This window comes from Paenibacillus sp. FSL E2-0177 (assembly GCF_037992975.1).
GTDB lineage: Bacteria > Bacillota > Bacilli > Paenibacillales > Paenibacillaceae > Paenibacillus_AQ > Paenibacillus_AQ odorifer.
The window spans coordinates 4,944,434-4,967,890 of sequence record NZ_CP150307.1 but is presented as its reverse complement, the minus strand read 5'-3'; the positions used below and the strand labels follow the sequence as shown (position 1 = coordinate 4,967,890).

The 23,457-nt window shown below is 39.5% G+C and carries 24 protein-coding genes; 20 read left to right on the top strand and 4 right to left on the bottom strand.

Annotated features, from left to right (window positions below):
* Positions 1–6 precede the first annotated feature (6 nt).
* The 15 genes from xseA to MHI25_RS22205 all read left to right on the top strand — a co-directional run bounded on the left by xseA (position 7) and on the right by MHI25_RS22205 (position 14,386).
* Positions 7–1,386 carry an exodeoxyribonuclease VII large subunit gene (gene xseA / locus MHI25_RS22275; RefSeq protein WP_036682820.1) on the top strand — a complete coding sequence of 460 codons (1,380 nt, stop codon included), beginning with the start codon at positions 7–9 and terminating at the stop codon, positions 1,384–1,386.
* The gene (gene xseB, locus MHI25_RS22270; RefSeq protein WP_036682818.1) at positions 1,364–1,621 is read left to right on the top strand and encodes an exodeoxyribonuclease VII small subunit; all 258 of its coding nucleotides are present in this window, start codon (positions 1,364–1,366) and stop codon (positions 1,619–1,621) included. Before xseA ends, xseB begins: the two co-directional genes overlap by 23 nt.
* Positions 1,608–2,555, top strand: coding sequence for a polyprenyl synthetase family protein (locus MHI25_RS22265; RefSeq protein WP_340394320.1), 948 nt, complete (start codon positions 1,608–1,610; stop codon positions 2,553–2,555). The genes xseB and MHI25_RS22265 overlap by 14 nt, the downstream gene beginning before the upstream one ends.
* 99 nt (positions 2,556–2,654) lie before the next feature.
* Positions 2,655–4,559: a 1-deoxy-D-xylulose-5-phosphate synthase gene (gene dxs / locus MHI25_RS22260; RefSeq protein ID WP_036682816.1), complete on the top strand. Its 1,905-nt coding sequence runs from the start codon at positions 2,655–2,657 to the stop codon at positions 4,557–4,559.
* A gap of 45 nt (positions 4,560–4,604) precedes the next feature.
* Positions 4,605–5,507 (top strand): TlyA family RNA methyltransferase, encoded by a 903-nt coding sequence (locus MHI25_RS22255; RefSeq protein ID WP_076129653.1) that lies wholly within the window; start codon positions 4,605–4,607, stop codon positions 5,505–5,507.
* Positions 5,508–5,838: 331 nt separating this feature from the next.
* Complete coding sequence (locus MHI25_RS22250) at positions 5,839–6,312, top strand: hypothetical protein (protein WP_232061423.1); 474 nt, start codon at positions 5,839–5,841, stop codon at positions 6,310–6,312.
* Positions 6,313–6,343: 31 nt separating this feature from the next.
* Positions 6,344–6,793, top strand: coding sequence for a transcriptional regulator ArgR (argR, locus tag MHI25_RS22245; protein WP_036682813.1), 450 nt, complete (start codon positions 6,344–6,346; stop codon positions 6,791–6,793).
* Positions 6,794–6,839: 46 nt separating this feature from the next.
* Positions 6,840–8,567 carry a DNA repair protein RecN gene (recN, locus tag MHI25_RS22240; protein WP_076129654.1) on the top strand — a complete coding sequence of 576 codons (1,728 nt, stop codon included), beginning with the start codon at positions 6,840–6,842 and terminating at the stop codon, positions 8,565–8,567.
* A gap of 138 nt (positions 8,568–8,705) precedes the next feature.
* Positions 8,706–9,818 carry a SpoIVB peptidase gene (gene spoIVB, locus MHI25_RS22235; RefSeq protein WP_081383394.1) on the top strand — a complete coding sequence of 371 codons (1,113 nt, stop codon included), beginning with the start codon at positions 8,706–8,708 and terminating at the stop codon, positions 9,816–9,818.
* Positions 9,819–10,015: 197 nt separating this feature from the next.
* Positions 10,016–10,831 (top strand): sporulation transcription factor Spo0A, encoded by an 816-nt coding sequence (gene spo0A / locus MHI25_RS22230; protein WP_036682806.1) that lies wholly within the window; start codon positions 10,016–10,018, stop codon positions 10,829–10,831.
* A gap of 174 nt (positions 10,832–11,005) precedes the next feature.
* Positions 11,006–11,989: a tyrosine-type recombinase/integrase gene (locus MHI25_RS22225; RefSeq protein ID WP_076129656.1), complete on the top strand. Its 984-nt coding sequence runs from the start codon at positions 11,006–11,008 to the stop codon at positions 11,987–11,989.
* 22 nt (positions 11,990–12,011) lie between these two features.
* Positions 12,012–12,710, top strand: a complete 699-nt coding sequence (locus MHI25_RS22220) for a hypothetical protein (protein WP_076129657.1) — start codon at positions 12,012–12,014, stop codon at positions 12,708–12,710.
* A gap of 357 nt (positions 12,711–13,067) precedes the next feature.
* Positions 13,068–13,760 (top strand): hypothetical protein, encoded by a 693-nt coding sequence (locus MHI25_RS22215; RefSeq protein WP_076129658.1) that lies wholly within the window; start codon positions 13,068–13,070, stop codon positions 13,758–13,760.
* A 1-nt stretch (position 13,761) separates the two neighbouring features.
* On the top strand, positions 13,762–14,163 hold the full coding sequence (locus MHI25_RS22210; RefSeq protein WP_081393674.1) for a hypothetical protein: 402 nt from the start codon (positions 13,762–13,764) through the stop codon (positions 14,161–14,163).
* 25 nt (positions 14,164–14,188) lie between these two features.
* Positions 14,189–14,386, top strand: coding sequence for a hypothetical protein (locus MHI25_RS22205; protein WP_076129660.1), 198 nt, complete (start codon positions 14,189–14,191; stop codon positions 14,384–14,386).
* 84 nt (positions 14,387–14,470) lie between these two features.
* Here MHI25_RS22205 and MHI25_RS22200 read toward each other — a convergent pair whose 3' ends face one another.
* On the bottom strand, positions 14,471–14,662 hold the full coding sequence (locus MHI25_RS22200) for a hypothetical protein (protein WP_076129661.1): 192 nt from the start codon (positions 14,660–14,662) through the stop codon (positions 14,471–14,473).
* A 319-nt stretch (positions 14,663–14,981) separates the two neighbouring features.
* A complete protein-coding gene (locus tag MHI25_RS22195) occupies positions 14,982–15,203 on the bottom strand; it encodes a helix-turn-helix transcriptional regulator (protein WP_081390668.1) in 222 nt (73 codons plus the stop codon).
* 376 nt (positions 15,204–15,579) lie between these two features.
* Between MHI25_RS22195 and MHI25_RS22190 the strand changes: the two genes are divergently transcribed.
* The 4 genes from MHI25_RS22190 to MHI25_RS22175 all read left to right on the top strand — a co-directional run bounded on the left by MHI25_RS22190 (position 15,580) and on the right by MHI25_RS22175 (position 19,384).
* Positions 15,580–15,879, top strand: coding sequence for a hypothetical protein (locus tag MHI25_RS22190; protein WP_076129662.1), 300 nt, complete (start codon positions 15,580–15,582; stop codon positions 15,877–15,879).
* A 126-nt stretch (positions 15,880–16,005) separates the two neighbouring features.
* Positions 16,006–16,215: a hypothetical protein gene (locus tag MHI25_RS22185; protein WP_076129663.1), complete on the top strand. Its 210-nt coding sequence runs from the start codon at positions 16,006–16,008 to the stop codon at positions 16,213–16,215.
* A 744-nt stretch (positions 16,216–16,959) separates the two neighbouring features.
* Entirely contained in the window at positions 16,960–17,925 is a 966-nt protein-coding gene (locus MHI25_RS22180; RefSeq protein WP_076130931.1) for a hypothetical protein, read from the top strand.
* Positions 17,926–18,274: 349 nt separating this feature from the next.
* Positions 18,275–19,384, top strand: a complete 1,110-nt coding sequence (locus MHI25_RS22175) for a hypothetical protein (protein WP_076130934.1) — start codon at positions 18,275–18,277, stop codon at positions 19,382–19,384.
* Positions 19,385–19,729: 345 nt separating this feature from the next.
* Here the strand turns inward: MHI25_RS22175 and MHI25_RS22170 are convergent, their stop codons facing one another.
* Together MHI25_RS22170 and MHI25_RS22165 are read right to left on the bottom strand one after the other, a co-directional pair.
* Positions 19,730–20,449, bottom strand: coding sequence for a zinc ribbon domain-containing protein (locus MHI25_RS22170; protein ID WP_081393740.1), 720 nt, complete (start codon positions 20,447–20,449; stop codon positions 19,730–19,732).
* 482 nt (positions 20,450–20,931) lie between these two features.
* The gene (locus tag MHI25_RS22165) at positions 20,932–21,543 is read right to left on the bottom strand and encodes a recombinase family protein (RefSeq protein WP_340394315.1); all 612 of its coding nucleotides are present in this window, start codon (positions 21,541–21,543) and stop codon (positions 20,932–20,934) included.
* A 655-nt stretch (positions 21,544–22,198) separates the two neighbouring features.
* On the opposite strand from MHI25_RS22165, the gene MHI25_RS22160 reads away from it, so the two are divergent.
* The gene (locus tag MHI25_RS22160) at positions 22,199–23,410 is read left to right on the top strand and encodes an RNA-directed DNA polymerase (protein WP_340394314.1); all 1,212 of its coding nucleotides are present in this window, start codon (positions 22,199–22,201) and stop codon (positions 23,408–23,410) included.
* Positions 23,411–23,457 lie beyond the last annotated feature (47 nt).

Here is a 23,457-nt window from a genome sequence, read left to right as displayed (position 1 = left end):
AGATTCATGGCGGCAGAGCGGCAGGTTTATTCGATCAAAGAACTCAACCGTTATATCCGCATGAAGCTAGACTCGGATAATTTACTTTCGGATGTGTGGATTCGCGGAGAGATTTCCAACTTTACACATCATGGCAGCGGGCATATGTATTTCACACTTAAGGACGAGAGCAGCCGCATTAAAGCGATTATGTTCGCTTCTCATAACCAGCGGCTGCCCTTTATTCCGAAAGAAGGCGCTCGGGTAATTGCCAGAGGTAATGTGACCGTTTATGAACGGGATGGGCAATATCAATTCTACGCCACACATATGCAGCCTGATGGGATTGGCAGTTTATATCTAGCCTATGAGCAGCTGAAGAGCAAGCTTGAAAAAGAAGGCCTTTTTGCAGAAGCTCGCAAGCGTTCGTTGCCGCGGTTTCCGAAGTGTATTGGTGTGATTACTTCCCCAACAGGAGCAGCTGTACGAGATATTGTGATTACGCTTCAGCGGCGGTTTCCGCAGGTAGCTATTGTAATCTATCCCGTACTGGTGCAAGGCAAAGGCGCTGCGCCTTCGATAGTGAAGGCGATTGGTGCGCTGAACGCCATGGGTGAAGCCGACGTGCTTATCGTCGGCCGCGGCGGCGGTTCGCTGGAGGAGCTGTGGGCGTTCAACGAGGAGGAAGTCGCGAGAGCGATATCGGCATCAAGGATTCCGGTCATCTCGGCCGTCGGCCACGAGACCGATTTCACGATTGCCGATTTCGCCGCCGACCTCCGCGCGGCTACGCCCACAGCGGCCGCTGAGCTGGCCGTGCCTCATGCCGGCGAGCTAGCTGCGCAGCTTCGCCAACTGCAGCAGCGGCTGCGTCAGGCGCTGCAACAACGCGCCCAGCGTGGACGCGAGCGCCACTCGGTGCTGCAGCGCTCGCTGGCGCTGGCAGGCCCGCGCCGCACGCTGATTCAGCACACGCAGCGGCTGGACATGCTGCGTGTGCGGCTCCAGCGCTCGGCGGATGCACGGCTCAGCCGTTCCCGCGAGCGCAAGGCGGTGCTGCATCACAGTCTGCAGCGGTTCCATCCGCGCGACAGTGTTGCCGCAGCACGTCAGCTCACAGACAGTCTGCGCCGTGAGTTAATGGGCGCTATGCAGGCTCGTTTGCAGGAGAAGCGATCTCGCTATGTGGCAGAGATTCGTCACCTGGATGCGCTGAGCCCGCTTAAAGTAATGTCACGAGGCTACAGCTTAGTGTATGACGAGGCGGAAGAACATTTAATCAAATCGCTGACTGAAGTACAGCTTGGCGATCTTGTGGTGATAAAGATGAATGACGGACAGCTGAACTGCCAAGTATGGGGGATGAAGGAGGATGGCAAAGACGATGACGAAGGAAGCGGAACTTGATTTTGAAGGCGCTATGGACCGACTGGAGGAAATCGTTCGTGAGCTTGAACACGGCGACGTTCCTCTGGAGAAGGCCATCGATTTATTTCAGCAGGGCATGAAGCTGTCGCAGCTTTGCGGCAGCAAGCTGGAACAAGTAGAGCGTAAGATCGAAATGATTACCCAAGAGGACGGAGAACTGCGCAAAAAGCCGTTTGGTGCACGTCTGGAAGGGGACGCTGATGAATCGCTTTGAGAATGATCTGGAGGGAAGCTCTGCAAGTGAAAGCATGCGGCAGCCGCTGGAGGATTACATCGCATCGATAAGTGATTTGCTCTCACATGAGCTTGAGACTATTCTTCCCGCAGCGTGGACGGTACCAGAAAATTTACAGCAAGCGATGAAGTATTCGCTAATGGCAGGAGGCAAACGCCTCCGGCCGCTGCTTGTGATCGCTGCTTGTGAATCACTGGGAGGCAGCCGTGAAGCAGCCTTGCCTGTTGCTGCTGCGATTGAGATGGTACATACCTACTCGTTGATTCATGATGATCTGCCTGCCATGGATAATGATGATTATCGGCGCGGCAAGCTGACGAATCATAAAGTCTTTGGTGAAGCATCGGCTATTCTTGCGGGTGATGCGCTTTTGACCCATGCTTTTTACAGTGTGGTACAAGCCTCGCGTAAATTTGGCATTCCTGCTGAAAATGTTTTATCCATAGTAGAGGATCTGGCGGAAATGGCAGGTCCACGCGGCATGGTCGGCGGTCAGATTGCAGATATGGAAGGCGAGCAAGGACTAACAGATCTAGCGCAGCTGAAATATATTCATCTGCATAAAACCGGAGATTTAATTATTTTTTCGCTGTTAGCCGGCGGACGTATTGCAGGGGCAACAGAGAAGCAGCTTGAAGCTCTGCGTGATTTTGGCACTAGCATCGGACTCGCTTTTCAAATTCAGGATGATATTCTTGATTTGGTTGGTGATGAAGGCAAGCTTGGTAAAAAAACAGGCAGCGATATCAAGCAGCAGAAGGTAACCTACCCTTATTTTATTGGGTTGGAGGAATCACGTGCTGAGGTGAAGCGGCTTACAGAAGCAGCGCAAAATGCTGTGCTGAATGGCGGTTTTTACGACAACCAGCGCCTGCTGGAAATTGCAGATTATTTAATGGCACGTGATCACTAAGTATGAACTTTCGAAGCGGCTGTATTTCGACAGCCGTTTCGTTTGTGTTATAATGGTTTTTATATATTTTACAACATCTAGGAAAGCGGGGAACTATTCGTGCTGCTTCCACAAATAAATGATCCACAACAACTGAAATCACTGTCAGTCGAAGAATTAACTACTCTTGCAGAGGAAATTCGACGATTTCTGATTGAGAAGCTTACAGCAACCGGCGGGCACCTCGGTTCTAATCTGGGGGTGGTGGAGCTCACGCTGGCCTTACATTATTGCTACAACAGTCCTCGTGACAAAATGATCTACGACGTTGGCCACCAAGCCTATGTCCACAAAATACTGACCGGCCGTCAAGATCGCTTTGATACCCTACGCAAATATCAGGGATTGTGCGGCTTTGTTAAGCGCTCTGAAAGCGAACATGATGTGTGGGAGGCTGGACATAGCAGCACCTCTTTGTCGGCAGCTATGGGGATGGCTATGGCTCGTGATCTAAAAGGCGAAGACAACAAGGTGATTGCCGTGATTGGTGACGGTGCGCTTACCGGCGGGATGGCTTTTGAAGCGCTTAACCACATTGGTCATGAGAAGCGCAAGCTGATGGTCATTTTGAACGATAATGAAATGTCGATTGCTCCGAATGTAGGGGCGATGCACAATTATTTAAGCAAAATTCGTTCGGACCGTCATTATTTGCGTGCCAAAGACGAGGTTGAAGGGCTGCTTAAGAAGATTCCGGCCATCGGTGGACGATTAGCGAAAACCGCTGAACAATTAAAAAACAGTCTTAAATATATGATGGTTCCTGGAGTATTGTTTGAAGAGCTTGGCTTTACGTATCTTGGGCCAGTGGATGGACATGATCTGGAGAAAATGATCGACACCTTCCATCAAGCAGATAACGTGGCGGGTCCTGTGCTTGTGCATGTGCTGACGACCAAAGGCAAGGGCTATAAACCGGCTGAGACTGATTTTTATAAATCGCATGCTATTTCCCCTTACAAAATTGAGTCAGGTCAGGCACTTAAAGCTGTAGGTCCTCCAATGTACACCGAAGTATTTGGTAGTACACTGATTGAGCTAGGACGTGAAGATTCGCGTCTGATTGCAGTTACCCCTGCGATGCCAGGCGGTTCAGGTTTGTTTCCTTTTGCGAAGGAATTCCCGGATCGTATGATTGACGTGGGGATTGCAGAGCAGCATGCAGCAACCTTGTGTGCAGCTTTGGCTATGGAAGGGATGAAGCCGGTATACGCCGTGTATTCTACCTTCATGCAGCGTGCCTATGATCAGATCGTCCATGATATTTGCCGCCATAACGCCAATGTTATGTTCGCCATTGACCGTGCTGGATTTGTGGGTGCGGATGGTGAGACTCATCAGGGTGTGTACGATGTTGCTTTTATGCGCCATATCCCTAATATGGTTATGATGATGCCAAAAGACGAAAATGAGCTGCGTCATATGATGAAGACGGCACTTGAATATAATGACGGGCCAATTGCTTACCGCTATCCTCGTATTAACGGAACAGGTGTGGCAATGGACGCTGAACTGCATACCCTTCCTATAGGATCATGGGAACGACTGCGTACAGGAGAAGGATATGCTGTAGTGGCATGTGGTCCTATGGTTCAAGTGGCAGAAGAAGCCGCTGATTTGCTGAAGCGGGAAGGGATTCAGGTAGGTGTTGTGAATGCGCGTTTCCTGAAGCCGCTTGATAACTCCATGCTTCTTGATTTGGCTCATGCTGGAACCAATATGGTTGTTATTGAAGAGGCTTGCCAAGCGGGAAGTCTCGGCAGTGCGGTATTGGAATTCTACGCGGAGCATGAAATTTATGACGCTCGTGTACATCTGATGGGTGTGCCCGACATCTTCGTGGAGCATGGCTCCATTAAAGAACAACGTCAGCAAACAGGTCTTACCGTAGAAGCGTTATGTGCACGTATCAAGTCCATGATGGCTCTAAGTGCTTATAATTACAAAACGACTTCGTCTTCCTAAGTGGAAGCCGAAGATTAGTAACCCTTGAACGATCGGGAGATGACCATGGAACACCGTAAAGAACGGATTGATGTACTGCTTGTGGAGCAAGGTTTTTATGAAAGCCGGGAGAAAGCTAAAGCTGCTATTATGGCAGGGTTGGTGCTCGCGGATGAGGAACGTATTGAAAAAGCTGGCATGAAGGTCTCTCGGGAGTCTACCCTTAAGGTTAAAGGCTCTGTGCATCCGTATGTCAGTCGTGGAGGCCTAAAGCTGGAGAAGGCTCTTCGCCAATTTAATATTGATCTTACCGGACGGAACATGCTGGACATTGGTGCTTCCACTGGCGGCTTCACAGATTGTGCGCTTCAGAATGGCGTAAGCCATGTATACGCCATTGATGTTGGCTATAATCAGCTGGATTGGTCACTGCGGAATGATGAGCGAGTGAGCGTTATGGAGCGTACGAACTTCCGGTATATGACACCTACAGATTTGCAGGGTCCTGTTCCGGACTTTGCCAGTATTGATGTATCTTTTATATCCTTAAAAATAATTCTCCCACCCCTCAAAGCCTTGCTGCAACGTCCAGCAGATATCGCTGCACTCATCAAGCCGCAATTTGAGGCTGGACGTGAGAAGGTTGGAAAATCAGGTGTGATTCGTGATTCTGCTGTCCATAAAGAGGTTTTGATTAATGTACTGACTATGGCTGCTGAGTTAGGATTCGGTCTCCATGGATTGACTTTTTCGCCAATTACAGGCGGGGAAGGCAATATTGAGTTTCTTGCTCATTGGAGACTGACGCCAGAAGTGGCGGAAGGCGAAGAATCATCCGTACAGCCGGCAGCTGCTGTTGCAGCAGTCATTCCAGTGGAGGACTTTCCATCCCTTGCTGATGAAGTGATTAAGCAGGCTACGGGTACTTTTAATGTGAGTTCTACTCATGGAAACTCCGCGCGCCGTTAGAGCTTTATGAACACCCCGTCAACCTCAAATGGTCAGCGGGGCGTTTTTTTTGAGCGGGAAGTCTGAAGAGTTCAACCTTGAAAATTCCTCTTCATCTGTTAAGATTGAGGGAGCAGATTTGCTCAAATGGATTGAATTTATTAAAATAAAGACCCGGTATAAAATCCGGGTCTTTATATTTTGAATCTTTTTTTGGATTTACTGTGCTCGTTGTAATTGTAAATTGCTGAATTAGCGAATAATATCAATTATGCGGAAAGCTTATAAAAAGACAGCTTAGAAGCAGGATTTACCAGGGCTTCACGCGAATAAATCACCGAGGTGATTGATAGTGGCGGGTAGCTCTGACAAGGTCGTTATGGCGTTTATTGGGGTAGCATTATCGATTTTTATAATATATCGGATATATGTATGGCTGCAGAGTTCTCCGCGTTCTTTTATGAAGGATCAAATTCCGTTCAATAAAGTGATTATTCCACATCCCTCTATTGATATACTTGAGGATGAAGGATATGAGGTCGTTGGAGGGAAATTAAAAATCCCCTTGTCTTTCAACGTAAATGGGGCGCAGATGTATAGCCGGTTATTTATAGATTATGTGGCGACAAAAGAGGAAGGATCTTTATATTTAGTTATCCTTTCCAGACCACGCAAGCCTTTGGATTTCACTGGCAGTGGCTTACGTGATACCTTGCTTCCCTACCTGCTGATCTATCCGGAATGCAGCGGCGTTCTATATGTTAATGTAGCAACAGCATCGATCCATGTCATTAAGCTTGGCAAAGACGACGGAGAATCAAACTGAGTCCATATTTTTTATATACCAGGAGGCAACAATGAAGGGACAACGACATATTAAGATTCGTGAAATTATTACACAAAAGGATATCGAGACACAGGACGAGCTTGTGGAAGCCTTGCGGGAATCAGGTTTTCAAGTTACTCAAGCCACAGTATCTCGAGATATAAAAGAGCTGTTGCTCATCAAGGTACCCATGGATGATGGAAGATATAAATATTCACTTCCAACGGATCAACGGTACAATCCCATTCAGAAGCTTAAGCGCGTTCTTGTGGATAATTTTGTGCAGATCGATTCCTCGGCTAATCTTGTGGTGATGAAATGTTTACCAGGTACGGCTAACTCTGTCGCTGCTTTAATTGATAATATTGACTGGCCGCAAATTATGGGAACCCTTTCTGGTGATGATACAATCCTTATCATTTGCCGTTTACCTGAGGACAGCAAGACCGTAATTTCACAAATCATGGGTTATATTTCTTAATTATAATTAATCAGATGCCTGTCATCTTCTCGGAGGTGCTCTATTAGTGTTAGAAACCTTGTCTATACGCAATCTTGCCGTCGTTGAGGCGGTAGATGTGCATTTTTATCCTGGCTTCCACGTGCTTACGGGGGAGACCGGGGCAGGTAAATCCATTATTATTGATGCGCTTGGATTGATTGTTGGAGGCCGCGGTTCTGCGGATTCCATTCGTTATGGTTGTGAAAAAGCGGAGATGGAGGCGCTCTTCAGTCTTCCCAGCGGTCATCCCGTTTGGGAGACTTTGGAGCGTCTTGGCATTGAGGCCCAGCGCGAGGAGCATCTTATTATACGACGCGAGCTTACCTCTCAAGGTAAAAGTACATCACGTGTAAATGGGCAGATGGTCAATCTTACCATGCTTCGCGAGATCGGCGAGCAGCTGGTTAATATACACGGCCAGCATGAGCACCAGAACTTGCTGAAGGCGGAACGGCATCTGGGACTGCTGGATACATACGGAGAACCGATTATTGGTCCGCTAAAGGCAGTTTTTCAGGAAAGGTATTCTGCCTTCGCGAAGGTGGAGAAAGAGCTGCGAGAGCTGCAGGAATCCAGCCAGAAGGCATACCAAATGCTTGACTTATATCGTTTTCAGCTTGAAGAAATTTCATCCGCCGGATTAAAACCGGGAGAAGATGAATTACTTACCGAAGAACGGGTCAAACTATCCCACAGTGAGAAAATGATGGATTCCGTATCGGGTGCATATGAGCTACTTTACGACAGACAAGGCTTGGAATCGATCGGTAATGTTATTTCCAGACTTGAGGATGCAGTTCGTTACGATGAGAAGGGTCTGCGAACAGTGCTCGAACAGCTGCAGTCCTCATATTACCAGCTAGAGGATGCTGCTTTTCAGCTTCGTGATTACCGGGAAAATATCGAGTTCAATCCGATGCGACTTGAAGAAATAGAGAATCGTTTGGATTTGATCACTGGACTCCGACGTAAATATGGAGAAAGTGTAGAACAGATTTTGGCTTATTATGAACAAATTCACCGGGAAACTGATTTGCTTGAGAATAAAGATGAATATCTGGAGAAACTGACGGCGAAGCGCGATTCGTTGCTGTCTGTATTAATGGAAGCAGCTACGGAATTAAGTGAAGCACGAAAGCTTTGTGCTGCTGATCTGGCCACCCAAGTGGAGGGTGAGCTCAAAGACCTTCAAATGGAAAGAACCTCGTTGCAGGTCAAATTGGACAGGCTGGAGGACCCGCGTGGAGTCGAATACAATGGTCGGCGTATTCGCCTCACAAGACAAGGGATAGACAGCGCAGAATTTATGATATCCCCTAACCCGGGCGAACCCCTGAGACCTCTTGGCAAAATTGCCTCTGGTGGTGAGCTGTCGCGTATTATGCTGGCAATGAAAAGTATTTTTGCGCGCCATGATGCAATTCCAGTTCTAATTTTTGACGAAGTGGATACTGGTGTCAGCGGCAGAGCTGCTCAGTCCATCGCAGATAAGCTGTTTAAGCTGTCCTCTACCTGTCAGGTGTTCTCCATTACTCACTTGCCGCAGGTGGCTTGTATGGCTGACCATCAGTACTTAATCCGCAAAAAGGTTGAGGATGGAAGAACCATGACTGAAGTGGAATCCCTAACGAACGATGGACGTGTAATGGAGCTGGCCAGGATGCTGGGTGGCGTAGAAATTACCGAAAAAACATTGCACCACTCGCAGGAAATGCTTAATCTGGCCGAGGCAAGTAAGGCTGCAACAAGCTAAGCGGAGCAATGATTGACAGTAATAAAAGCCTGGGGGCAAGGTTATCTTATAGGTACGCAATTGGCGACCACCTTTTTCGTCAAGCGAAAGAAGCAAAAGGGAGCGTGACAGCCATTGAAGCCTAACCTCAGGAAGTTAATGCCAGGCCTTTTATTTGCCTTCTTTCTTAGTTTATCGGGCATAACGGGAACAAACCTAAGTTCTGCTGCACCACTGCAAGGTGAACCAGCCAAGGTGACTGCACAAGGAATTCATTCCGAGCTTAAGGTGATCCCGGGAGGTCAAACGATCGGTGTGAAAGTGAAATCAGCAGGTGTTTTGGTTGTTGGTCATCATCTGATTGAAGTATCCGAGAAAACTAAGCTTTCCCCAGGAGAGGTCAGCGGTTTAGTGCCGGGTGATCTGATGATCTCCATGAATGGTGAGAAATTGGACGAGTTGTCCAAGGTGGCCAAGCTGGTGGATCGTGCTGGTAAAGCGAATAACCCCTTGACCATTGTCTTCAAACGCGGAGGTAAAGAGCATACAGCTAAGTTAAAGCCCGCGTATGACATTCATGACAAAGTGTGGCGGTTAGGCCTGTACATTCGTGATTCAGCAGCGGGTGTTGGCACATTAACTTTTTATGCTCCAGAGCAAGGTGTATATGGAGCTTTGGGACATGTGATTACAGACATGAATACCGGTACTCCAATTGTTGTAGGCAGTGGTCATATCGTTCAGTCCAGTGTCACCTCCATATCCAAAAGCCAGGATGGCGATCCGGGCGAGAAACGAGCGCATTTTTTGAAAGAAAGCCAAGTGCTTGGAAATGTGGAGAGCAATACTGACTTCGGCATCTTCGGTAAAATGAGCTCCAATCCCGAGCACAGTCTTTACAAAGAACCTATCCCCGTGGCGATGAGCGATCAAGTCAAGGAAGGTCCAGCTGAGATCCTAACTGTAGTTGACGGACAGCAGGTGGAACGGTTTAAGGTTGAGATCATTCATGTAGCACATCAGCAAACGCCAGCCACTAAAGGAATGGTGCTGCGGATCACCGATCCACGTCTTATCGATAAGACAGGCGGTATCGTTCAAGGCATGAGCGGAAGTCCTATCGTACAGGATGGCCGTCTCATCGGAGCCGTAACTCATGTATTTGTAAATGATCCTAAGTCCGGTTATGGATGCTTCATCGAATGGATGCTTCAAGATTCAGGTGTGACCAAACAGGAGAATAGGTATTCATTAAATCTTAAGGCGGTTTAGCCTTAAGATTTTTTGTCGAACGATTACGAAGAACCTCGAACATTGAGATAAAATATTTAATTATAATCCAACGCAGAAAAAAAATAAAGAAAAATAATTTTCGACAGAAGGGAATTCGATCTCCATGTCGAAAACGTAAGAGACAAGAAAAAAATGTTATTTTCGAATAGCAGATATAATTAAGGAGGAAGCAGCCAGTGCAGAATATTGAAGTGTTGTTGGCCGATGATAACAGGGAATTTACGAATTTGCTTTCCGAGTACATTTCTGAGCAAGAAGATATGACCGTAACGGGTATCGCCTACAATGGTGAAGAAGTGCTTCAAATGCTTAGCGAAGCGCGTAAAATTCCCGATGTTCTTATTCTTGATATCATCATGCCGCATTTAGACGGCCTAGGTGTATTGGAACGTCTACGTGATATGGATCTGAATCCTCAACCGAAGATCATCATGCTGACTGCTTTTGGTCAGGAGAACATCACTCAAAGAGCTGTACAGCTTGGTGCATCCTATTATATTTTGAAACCGTTCGATATGGAGGTCCTGGCAAATCGTGTACGTCAGCTTGTCGGCTCTCAAGGCAGCATGAGCTCCTCCTCCAACATGTACAATTATTCGTCGACGTCCAGATCGAATGTAGTGCCGCTCTCTAAGGGCAAGAACCTCGACGCTAACATTACCTCGATCATCCATGAAATCGGTGTCCCAGCGCATATCAAGGGCTATCAGTACCTGCGTGAAGCGATTACCATGGTATATAACAATATCGAGATCCTTGGTGCGATTACGAAGACACTCTACCCAGCAATCGCTGAGAAGTTCAAAACCACGCCTTCACGCGTAGAACGCGCGATCCGCCATGCGATTGAAGTCGCTTGGACCCGTGGCAACATTGACTCCATTAGCCATTTATTCGGCTACACCATTAATATCTCCAAATCTAAGCCTACTAACTCGGAATTTATTGCCATGGTAGCCGACAAGCTGCGGATTGAGCATAAGGTTAGTTGAAAGGGTTAGGGGCAGTGCGTGGTAAGGGATTGTGGGTTGCTGGAAGTTTTTTACAGTCAGTATATAAAAACCAATAAACTTGTTTTGAAACCGATAAACTTTTTCCATCTCACCCGATAAACCTATATGGTTTATTGGTTTTTTTTTTTGTAGGTAAAGAGAGGGAGGATTTGTATGAAGTTATCGGATTTGGAGTTTTTCTTAGAAGACTTTTTAGCATATTGTCAGAACAAGAATTTATCACGCAAGACTATTAACTCTTATGAACAATCTTTGAAGTTATTTCTTGCTTATTTAATGAATCAGCATGATGTGGATAAGGCAAAAGAAGTGCGTGTTGGACATATTAGGCAGTATATTGCTTATCTACAGGAGCGAGGGAAATACACGGTAGTAAATCGTGAGTCTTCTAAATTGGTCAATTTTCCAGAAAAGAGAATGGATTTTAAAAAAGAGGTTTCATCAATCACAATTAATAACTACATTCGTAACATAAAGGTTTTCTTTAATTGGTTGAAACAAGAAGGAGAGTTGCTTAAAAATCCTGTTGAGAATATCTCACAAATAAAAACTGTAAGAAGACAGAAAAGGGGGATAAGTCAAGAAGAGTTTAATGGATTGATTGAAAAGTTTGATTATACTAAGTTTCATGGATATCGAAATAAAATCATCGTGTTATTGTTGCAAGATACTGGCATGAGAATTGGTGAATGCTTAGAAGTAACAGTAGATGCAATCGACTTTAAGAGTAAAATGATTCTATTGACTAAAACTAAAGGTAAAATAGAACGGTATGTTTATTTTTCCAATGTGATGCAAAGGGAATTAAAGCAATATCTAAAATTTAAAGACAGATACACAGAATCGGAATTACTTTTTCCAACAACAAAAGGAACTCCTTTAAGTATCCAATCATTCGAGAAGCAATTAAAAGATATTAGCAAGATGGCTGGGATAGATGTTCACCCTCACATGATTCGCAATAATTTCGCCAGACATTATTTACTAAATGGTGGAGACTTTTATACATTGTCTCGTATTTTAGGTCATAGTTCAGTCACTGTTACGGAAGCGGCATATATGGATTTAACCCGTGAAGAAATAGCGAGGAAGTATCAAAATCATTCACCACTTAGCAAGTGGAAAATGCAAAATTAATATACTATGAGGAGTGAGGATTATGGAATACATCTTTAAAGCAGATCTTTTTGATCTTGAACTTGCTGATCAGATACATCTTGCTATGCCAATAATAACAGAATTAAAACACGAAGATAATTATGCATTAACAATTAGCTTTCATGTTGATTTGCTAAATGATTCTCGTATGGATCATGTAGATGTTCCCTTGAAAAAGTGGCAGACAAGTGAAACTAGGGAAGATAAGATATATCAATTACTCGGATTTCAGTTGGGGAAAATTGATGAGTTACTATGTATTAATGGAATTAATATAATTAGTGCAACTATTCAAGGAGAGAAATTAGAATTTAACGATAATATCAAAGTTCAGTTATCACTAAAGAAGGAAAATCATAATGTTTCTAAGAAAGTAAAAAATAACAAACCACTAAAGGTGAGAAGTGTAGTACCTAGTTTACCATTTACTCAAGATACTATTTCCGGTTTTGCAAACGAGAGACTTTCAGAGATGTATTTTGATTTAAAGGATGTAATACGTAGCCAAAAATTGATGTCTGAAATCCTAGAAATTGAAGTTACGGAAGATGATGAAAAGCTATATAAAGCTTTTTGTGAGCAATATAGGGAGCTATGGCTGCCTACAGATGATACAAAAAAATTGCTTTTCGATAAGTTGAGGAAACGAGTAGAAGAAGTACTTAATAAGCACTTTGGTAAAGTACATTCGGAAAAGTAAGTCTAAATATAGGATTAAGCAGCTATTGCTTAGTCCTTTTTTGTTCTTGTAGAAATCAAATTATTGATACTCATGTACTATTTTACATGGTAAAATAATCCTAAAGTATCTTTATGTTTATAAGAGTAGATTTCCCGAATAATATGATGTAGTAATTTTTGAGCACTGGTGAAAATTATGATTCCTTTCAATAATGAATATAGCAAGGCTATTTAATTTAAAGAGTGAGTATTTTCATAAAGGTCATTTTAATAACGCCTTTAGCACTTACAAGTTTAAAACGAATGTAATTTTTACGAACTTACGCGATAGTTTGATCAAATAACTATTTTATAAGGAAGTAGAGGTGTTTGACGCATGGATATAAGAAAAGAATTGAAAACCACCAAAGGTGATGTAGTACATGCTGCGGTTAAAAGCACTGTCTCATTGATCCCAGGAGTTGGAGGTTATTTATCAGAAGCATTTTCATTATTAATAACTCAGCCTGCTGAAAAAAGAAAAGAGAATATTCTTGTGATGATCGATGAGCGTTTACGAGAACTAGAAGAAAGGTCGTTCGATATAGAGTCATTAGCAACAAATGAACTTTTTCTCAGCAGCGTCTTACAGGCAACACAAATAGCGATGAGGACACATCAAAAAGATAAAATCATGGCTTTGTTAAATGCAATTACTTCGGTAGCGACTGAGCAAAGTTTAGACGATAGTCAAGTGCATATGTTTCTGTCTTTTATCGAGAGCTTCAATGAATGGCATCTTAGAATACTTTTGTTTTTTGATAACCCAAAAGAGAACTTAATTTTTAAAGGACTTTCACATGACTTCTACATGGGTGGCGCAAGTGAGGCACTGTATCTCTATTATCCTGAGTTAGAAAACCGTAAAGAGTTTACTAAGCAAATCATGAATGAACTGTATCAAAGGGGACTTCTTAGCTCGGATGCAGGAGTTTTAAATACGATGATGACCGGAAGTGGTATTGTTGCTTCTAGAACCTCATCAACAGGGAAAGAATTTTTACGTTTCATTAGCAAACCAATTACGTAAAATGACTGTTTTATCAAAAGTAGGGGTGAATTTAAAAATGATCGTCTATCATGGAACATCGGAAAAAAATGCAGTTTCAATATTGAAAAATGGGTTTTCTTTAGATGCCTTTTATTGTGGATCTTTAGGAAGAGGAATTTATTTAGCAAGAGATAAAGAAAGATGTAGAGAATTCGGGGAAAAAATATTAGAAGTAGAAATTAAAGACTGCTCTGTTTTAAATGTTGATTTTAAATCGATTTCTTCTCATTTTCAACCCTTATTAGACAAAGATATCGAATTTATGAATAAATTTAAAGACTATACTGAATCTAAAGGCTATAAAGCTTTAGAGTTAGATAATTTAAGAGATGTTGTAGTTTATGATTTAAGTTGCATTCAATCGATAAAATGCGATACTTAAAATGCAAGTTCAAAGGAGAGATCCTATGGATAGCCGATTTATATTCTCTTTTTCTTTAGGTATTGGTTCTCTAGTTATGCTTGTTCTTAATCTAGTTTTCTTTGGTAATAGCTTTGCCTCATTGCTGTTAGGAGCTTCTACAGCCCTAAACTTTGCTGTAATGGGAAGTTTATATCCAGAAAATACAAAGGAAGCCTTAAAAAAGATCTTCTGGAGAGATTAATGATGTTTAGCTAGATTAAATGAAATGTAGATTTCGAGATGAAATTGGCATTTCATGTTCCGATAGAAGCTAGACACCACTTATTTACAAGATTCCTTTTACAAAAAAATCCTCTACGGCTTGCAATCCTTTCTTATGTTCTTCAGGATCACCCGAAACTAGAATATCAATTTCAAATCCTCTTTTGTTTTTCTTTTTGTGAATTCTTTTTGAACCATCTTGAAATTCTTCATAGTCATAAAGTTCACCATTGAAAAGGATTTTAGCTTTTTCCAAATTCATCTCTCCTCAAATAATATTAAATATCCGTTTTGAATTCTACATTTCTACCACGAGATAAAACGAAACTTTCAACAATTATATTGTATTAGGAATAAGCTGCATAGGTTGTCATTTTAGGGCTTGTGAAAATGATTATTTTTTAAAAAAATAATAGCGTATTGCGGAATTATGTGAAAAAAGCATGAAAAAGATAGCTAGAAGCCCTGAGATAACCTCTCAAGGCTTTTTTGCTATGTCACCAGGTTATACTATTGATTGTATGTTGAAGTCAATCTATGTACCATGTAGGCTGTAAAGCGTTATAAACTGTGTGTTATTCGTTGTCTGATTCTACAAACTGTAGAAGAACTGATATGTCTGTTATATCAAGAGCCGCTGCAATCTTTTCTAAGATTGGTAAGCTTACTTCTTTTCTTCCTTCTTTGCAAAGCTGTGAAATTCTGGCTTGATTAACCCCTGAAATAGCTTCCAGCTCTTTTTGGGTTATTCCTCTTTCTTTCAACACCTCTTTAAGTTTTATATTTAATTTCAACATAAAATCTTTCCCCCTAAAAATTAATTGACTTTATTCGCATTAGCGAATATTATAGTTCTTGTAGATGTATATTCGCATTAGCGAATAATAATTCACTGGAGAAGTATATCACCAATACAGAGGAATGTCATTATATATCCAAATTTATCCATGCACATTTTATCTGTCAATTCACATAACGAAAGGAATGTTCTTATGATCAAACTAATTATTCAACGACATAATTTCTAAGACTGTAACTCAATTTTTGTAGTCAATAAAGAAAATTTATAAGCCATAAAGAGAAGTAGGCAATTTTTAATCTTTTTAGTGGTCTGTAATTTTACAAAATAATTCAAATGAAAGAGCAATCATATAACAAAAGGGGATCTAAATAATGACAATGAACAATCAAACAGTTTATGGCGAAGTTGACTTCAACCTTGATTATGCTATTGAACTCGCAGAACAGTCCAAACAATCATTCATTAACTTCATTAAACTACTAGAGTTAAACACTATTAAACCATGGATAATCAATTGGCTGGAACAATTTTGGTCTGATTCAATGTCCAAGATATTCTTTCATGAATTTTGGCATGGCTCATTAGACGTTGTAACGATCTATACGCCACAGGAAGAGTTGCCGAGTATTGTTGATGACATTGAGAAATGTATCGCTACTATGACCCCCTGATAATGGCTGGAGGGAATGGAGTAGGAACAGTGCATCTGTGATAGCGTCGGCTTTGGCTTCAGTGAACACTTTGCAAAACACCGCCCTATGTTTGGGTTTGATAATTTTAATTAACGGAGGATTATTATGATCAATTCTTTTTTTGAAGTAGATAATATACTTGCTGTGATTAATGAGAGATATTATAAGTTGGTGTCAGAGGCGAAGGAAAGAACAACTGGTATAAATCGAAGAATAGAAATAAGAGCGGAATTATCTGCGCTTAGACGCAATAAAAAAACACTTAAATACATAGAATATGCGGAGCATTCAGCTCCTTCTTTTTTATCGCGGTAAAAACAACGAGTTACTGAAAAAGGTGCTTATCCTTATCCACCACGAAAGGACAAACACCAACGGCAAAACGTATTAGGCTATAGGAGCGCTGTGATAGGCTCTTATAGCTACCTTGTAGTCTCAGAGTCAATAGCGCTAGGTAGTTAGGATTATCTATAATGATTTTTTAATATACGTTGTGATATAAATACTTAATAAATATTTTATAAAATAAATTTGACAATTAGGGGGTGGAAAATTATATGATGAAAGAAGAGTAGGAATACTACAATGAATTCCAAAATTGATTACAGTTTAGAATTAATACAGAACTATAGTATCTTATGGTAATATGTTGTAATAAACACAATGTATAAGTTTACACGATTTCATAGAAATACCAAAAAACCTGACTTTTAATAGTCAAGATACTAGTATTGGTAGAAATATTAGGTGATTATTAAAAACAATAATCTTTACTTTAGTAAAGATAACATAATAAAACTGAATATGCAAGAAACTATGTTGAAAGTTGTGTACTAATATTAATCTGAAATAATTAAGGAGTTTAGGTAATTTGATTTTTTAGTTTAAAGCACCATGTATAAATTGCATGTTTATATAAATAGCAGAGCATAGATGAGATGAGAGAAATACATATAATAAAGATTTACCGATCACATATCTCCAAATATCTATTAAGCAAAAATCTGAGTTTAACTAGATATAAAATAAAACTAGAATAAAGGAGAAAATGAAATATAAATGAGTATTTTTGTGGCAACTATTTTTAATGGAGGCAAACGAATTGCACTTGCGTCTGAAAGTCGTGCTTGCACTCTAGTTGATAATCTAGCTTATATCGTTAATGATGATGCAATTAAGTTACATAAATATGAAAATATGTGGTTTTATTGCTCTGGTGTTTTAAGCATGGCTGAAGAGGTAGTCCGAAAAATTAAATCACAGCCAGTGAAAGATCTTTATCCTGAGTTAATCACTGAGTTTTTGAAAGATACATATGAAAAAAATATTACAAACAAAATAAATCGGCTTGGAAACAATGCGAAACATGCCTTACAACTTGTAATACCATTTTGTAATGATGGCATTTGGGAAATACATTACTACGATATAGATTTTGGTGACAAAGACTTTATGCCATATATATTTAAATCTTCTGAAGAAAAACCTTATGTTTTTGCAATTGGAAAAGGCGGGAACATCGTACAAAACTATATCGAGCATGTATATAGCACTCAGAATGAATATAACTTGATTGATATCTATACAGAAGCATTTGAAATAGCTGCCGATGAAATGCGTGGTGGAAATATGACATTTCATTTTGATTCAGCAGAACTAACGATAGATAGGACTATACCCATCAAGGACAATCGGAAAATGCGCATGTGGAAAGATATTGATAAATATCTTATCCACGGTATAGGTGATGGTGTAGTAGTAAGCCCAAGTGGTGAAAACTTATCAGGCACTGGGCGAATATCAAAGCCAAATGGGGCACTCGATATAGTTTATCTTAATAATAACTATGCAGATGAGCGACGATTGTTACTTAAGGATGATGGGATTGAACTTTCGATTCAATCTGGAGATCTAATCATTGGACATGATGTAGGCAGTTTTATCAAAATAAAAGCTAATGGGGACATTGATATTAAATCTGTGGGTAAAATCACATTGAATGGGACTGAGTTTGATTTTGATTGATGCTGAATACTATAATAAGGGTTATTGCTTGGTCATAAACGAGGATCTAAAAAATCTGCTTTCACAAAATGGAATAAGTCCAATAGGGTCTGGTATCAGTCATTACATCAACTCAAAATATTGGAAATACCTAACTCAGTTAACAAGTGAGCAGCTTGACGGAATGTTTAATAAACACTCAAAGGATGAATTAGTTCGAGACTTCAATAAGTTAAATGAAATTATTTCACAATGGAATGATGCGAAATATAACGAAAAATACAACTTGAAACGATGGGGAATGTAGTAACTGTGGACCAGAGATTTTATTTCTCAGGCTCCTTTTCTAACAGAGGGGATCTAAAAATAATTGAATCTAAGTAATATAGCCAAGGGGCAAGAAGTTAGAAATTACAATAGCATGTGTGAGCTAATTGAAGAGCCAATTAAAAATAAAGGGAAATCAAGACTACTACAATTAGAGAATTGGAAACAATATTTTGAATATAAAAAAAATGGTCATAAATTCATTATTGGTGATATACTTTCACGTTCACAAATCGAAAAAAATAGTAGGAAATTGACGTTTATAACGTATATTGAAATGCTTATACTTGAGAATTTGATTAGTAAAAAGAACAAAGGTAAGATTTTTTTATCAAAGGGAAGATTGCTAAAACTCCTATATATGATTAACGCTAATTATGGAGAATGTAAGCGAAGACCTGAGAAACTAAGTGAACTGATTGAGGTTGACAAAGATAATACCTATGAGTTTTACGAGTTCGCAGATAAAACATTAAAGAGAAATCTAGAAAAAGCATTGAATAATCTGAGAAATAAAGGATTGATATATTGGAGTTCTGTCATGACAGTCTGTTTTCATGAGGCAATTCCAGATTTAAATACGTTTAATAAAGTTAAGGTTAATAAAATATTCAGTGGAAAAGATGAGTTTAACGAGGACATTTACAACTATGAAACAAGAATGATGAGTAATCAATCTTATAGACTAGCTACCGATAAAGAGATTGATCTGGTTTTAGATGTCGAGCATCAAGTCATTAAATATTTAGATTGTATTAATAAACAAGAGGTCATTCGAAAAGGTTTGTGGAACAAATATAAACAGCAAATAGGACTGTTGATAATGGAAAAAGGCAATATCGAGTTCTATTATGATTCTTACTTAATTAACTGTAACTACGATCACATTGTTGAGGAATTTAATCGTTTAACTGATCAGATAAAGATAAATGATCCACTACAATCAGTTAATGAGGCAATAGTAAATCAATTAAATAATAATGCTGAAAAGAGATTTATTAAAGCAAAGAGTAGCTTAACTCCAAATAATAAAGAAGCAAGAAGATCTCAAGAAAAATATCTAATTGATATGCAAAAGTTATCTTCTTCACTAATCAATAAAAATAGTTCATACATAGCTAAAGAAGTAAAAAGAGTAATACCAAGTAGATGAAAAAAAGTGTCACCTTGTGTCCGTATATATTATATATATTAACGGACATTCTAGGTGACACTTTTTACTAGAGTAGTAAGTTATCAAATCTCATGTAAACCTGTGAAGGGGGGGCTGGGGGATGGTGCAGGAGGTCTACAACTTATGACAGGAGTGCGATAGCACACATGACAAAGTTGTGGAGTTGGTTCCAGCATCCCCCAGAATAATAGTTTATATATTAGATATGTGATTAGAATTATTAGGGGGAAACCGCAGAACACTTTCATTCCGCTATGCTTCATTAAAAGTGTTTTTTCGCGGCAGTTTCCCCCTAAGACCCCCTTCGTCGCGGGTGATATTAGATCAGTAAATTATTTCATTAATTTTATATGAAGAACTAATGCTATTATCAACATAAAAATGAACTTTCTTATATAATTTATTTCCTAGACCGTTTGTAACTTCAACATCAAATACTAACTCTACATTATTATATTTGTCACCAGTTGTATATTCAAAAACTTCAGAAGTGTCAATAGTAATTGTACTTTTACTTCCTTCATAAACAATTATATTTTTAGCTTTCTTCTCCTCTTCTATGTATTCCGCAAAAGTCATTTTATTTTTATAATAAGAATCATTTTCATAGCTATTCAGATCATATCTATATGTCTTGTCCAATTTTTTAATAGGATATGTTTTTACATGTTTATAGCTTAAAACGTTAATAAAATCATCTACATTTGCTTTTTTATAATCATATGTACTTTCAGATTTCTTTATAGCATTGAGATAATCAATTACAGTATTTTTTGCTTTTGCTTCTGTAGTGAAATAGGAATTATATACAAAATATCCGATAAGAAAAATCACTAAAATGCAGAGAAAAGGTATTATCATTCTAAATTTGGGTGTTGAATTTTGATTTTTTTTATAATTAGAATTTTGATGCTCAATAGTTTCTTTATAGTCTGATTTATCTTCGTTTTCTTGGAGTGCTTTAACTATTAGTCCAGCTCCACATTTATTACAGAAAGAACTTTCATTTGGGTTCTCCTGCCCACACTTATTACAAAATATCAATAATACCACTCCTCAACCTATATATGTCAATATATTATCATTATCGACAATATAATACTACATAATTATAGAAACTATAGGATCTAGTGGAATTTTTAGAGGGGATGATATAGTGAGCTGGTAAAATGTTTAATCTACGATTAATTAAGATTTTTGATATTTGACTTAAAAATTCGAGAGTAGAAAAACCCATTAAACATAAAGGATTATTTCAATTTCATTTTTTAAAGAATTTGAATGAATTTTATAAAAATGCTTAAAAATAGGCGAATTCATGATAATGAATTTGATATAAATCTGAAATTATTAAACTGGCTGTTTAAAGCGTTTTTTAGCGATTCTTTATAGATTACGATATAGATAATTATCACTAAGATAAAACATAAAGTAATGTATATAAAAAATTGAGGAAGATAAATAGTGTTCGACTACTATAGCTAATCAGATTAATGCAAGATGAAAAAAACGTCCACTAGGGACGGTTAATTTGATTGCAACTCATATTCCTTGACTCGACGATAGAATGTATTAGGCTTCATATTAACCCTTCTCATAGCTTCAACAGCTGTAATCGCTCCTTGTTTCCATTCAGTGTATGAATGCTTAAAATCATCCGTAATTACTTGTTTGGGGCGTCCGAATACCACTCCGTTACTCAACGCTGTAGCAATACCTTCTGCTTGTCTTCCATTTAATTTTTCTCTCTCACGTTCAGCCATGTATGATAATAGTTCAAGAACAATACTTGATATAAGCTTCTCTAACCCATTCTGATACTGTCTGGTGTCAAGGATGGGCATATCAAGGATTACGATGTGAGCGCCTATTTCCTGCGTTATCTCTTGCCACTCACGTTTGATATCCTGTGCATTACGTCCTAGTCGGTCAAGTTCTTTAATGAATAGAATATCACCCTTTCTAAGGCTATTCTTCATGGACTGGTATCCAGTTCTATTAGTATCCTTGCCACTCTGTTTATCTATGTACATGTCACGTTGTAGTATTCCTAGGTCTTTCATTGCTTCTAATTGTCTTGCTTCATTCTGGTCTTTGCTAGATACTCGCACATAGCCAAAATGTCTAATGTCACTCATCGCCATCACCCTTTCCATGTTTTGTTATATGAATATTATACCATTTATGTGTCAAAATATATATCATTTTTATGACATGTTTCTAAATGTTTATTTGGTTTATTGACACATTCCTAAACGTACTTATTTGCACATGTGACACATGTGGCTTAAATTATACTTTTTGACAGTATGCAATTATATGGTACGAACTTTGTGGACTTATGTACTAAAGCATTTGAAAGAATACACCAACATATAAAATCCAACATATGGTATAATTGTCTCGCGTATTCAGAAGAAGGGGAGTTCATATATGTTACGACTTAAAGAACGTTCATACAATTGGGCATTAAAACATATCGAAAAATACGGAGACACAGATATATTTCCTCTACCATTTGAGTTTAAAGCTATTAGATCTTAATGGGATTCGGATATTAAGCCAGAGTTAACTCAATTTAACATCTTAGATTGGGACTTACGTGCGTATCGTAGATTACTAACACCTAAACATCGATATGGTTTCCGTATTTCCACCCAGTTAGATCCGTTAGATTCAATTATCTTTACTGCACTTGTTTATGAGATTGGAGAGGAACTTGAAAAATATAGGATTCCTAAAGATCAAAATATTGTATTTTCACATAGATTTGACCCAGATAGGGATGGTCGAATGTATGCCGCTGATTATAACTGGGGATTATTTCAAAATTATTGCATAGAGCAAGTAGACTCTACGGAATACGAATATGTTGTTGTTGCAGACATAGCGGACTTCTTTCCGAGAATATACTCCCATCCATTAGAGCAAGCATTAGGTGAGGCTACCACCAAAGGTAACCACGTAAAAGCATTGAAGAAATGTTTAAGTCAACTTAACGGCAGTGTTTCTTATGGAATACCTGTGGGGCAGGCAGCTTCTAGATTGCTTGCTGAATTAGTATTAGATGATGTTGACCGTGGGTTGATGGGTGAAGGCTATAGACACTGCCGGTTTGTAGATGACTACAGAATCTTTTGCAAGACTGAAAAGGAAGCGTTCGAGGGACTCGCTACATTAGCTAACCTTTTATTCGAGAATCATGGATTGACATTACAACAACATAAAACTCAAGTAATGACACTGGAAAGATTTGAGGCTGTAGTATTAAGAAATGAAGATGACCGAGAAATAAGCACACTGTACGAGCAGTTTCATGAAATAATTGAGAGAAAAGGAATAATATATGTCAACTATGATTTTGATTTTGATGAGCTTGATGAAGAAACCCAAGAAGAGATTAGGCGTTTAAACCTTGAGGAAATATTAGAGAGCCATCTTAACGAAGTAGATGATATAGACATCTCTTTAGTCAGGTTCCTACTTAAACGGTTGACCCAAATAGGTAATCCAGATAGCGTCGATTGTCTCATAGAGAACATTGAAAAATTGTATCCTGTATTTAAAGAAGTTATGATGTATTTTCAAACAATCGATATTGAGACTGAGACAAAGCATAGAATAGGTTCCACAATGATAGACCTTTGCCAAGATTCTGTAGTTGGTCATCTGGAATATAATAGAATTTTAATGCTAAATATCTTCACTGATGATAATGAGTGGAATAATGAAGACAAGTTTTCTCGGCTTTATACAGAGTTGTCTGATCAGTACTCCCAACGGGAGTTAATCTTGGCAATGGGGAGAGCGGGGTATGACTACTGGTTCCGCTCACGCAGACGTAATGTTTCTGATTTTACACCTTGGGTAAAGCGTGCATTTTTAGCCGCTTCAAGTTCTTTGCCGGGGGATCAAGCAGTACACTGGTATAGATCATTACCACGGCTGGATTCCCTAGAGAAGGTAATAACGAAATGGGCGTTAGCAAATCCTTTTTCTGACTAAAAATAACCATATTATGATAGGGATTTAAGGGGAAGCCTAGGCATAAT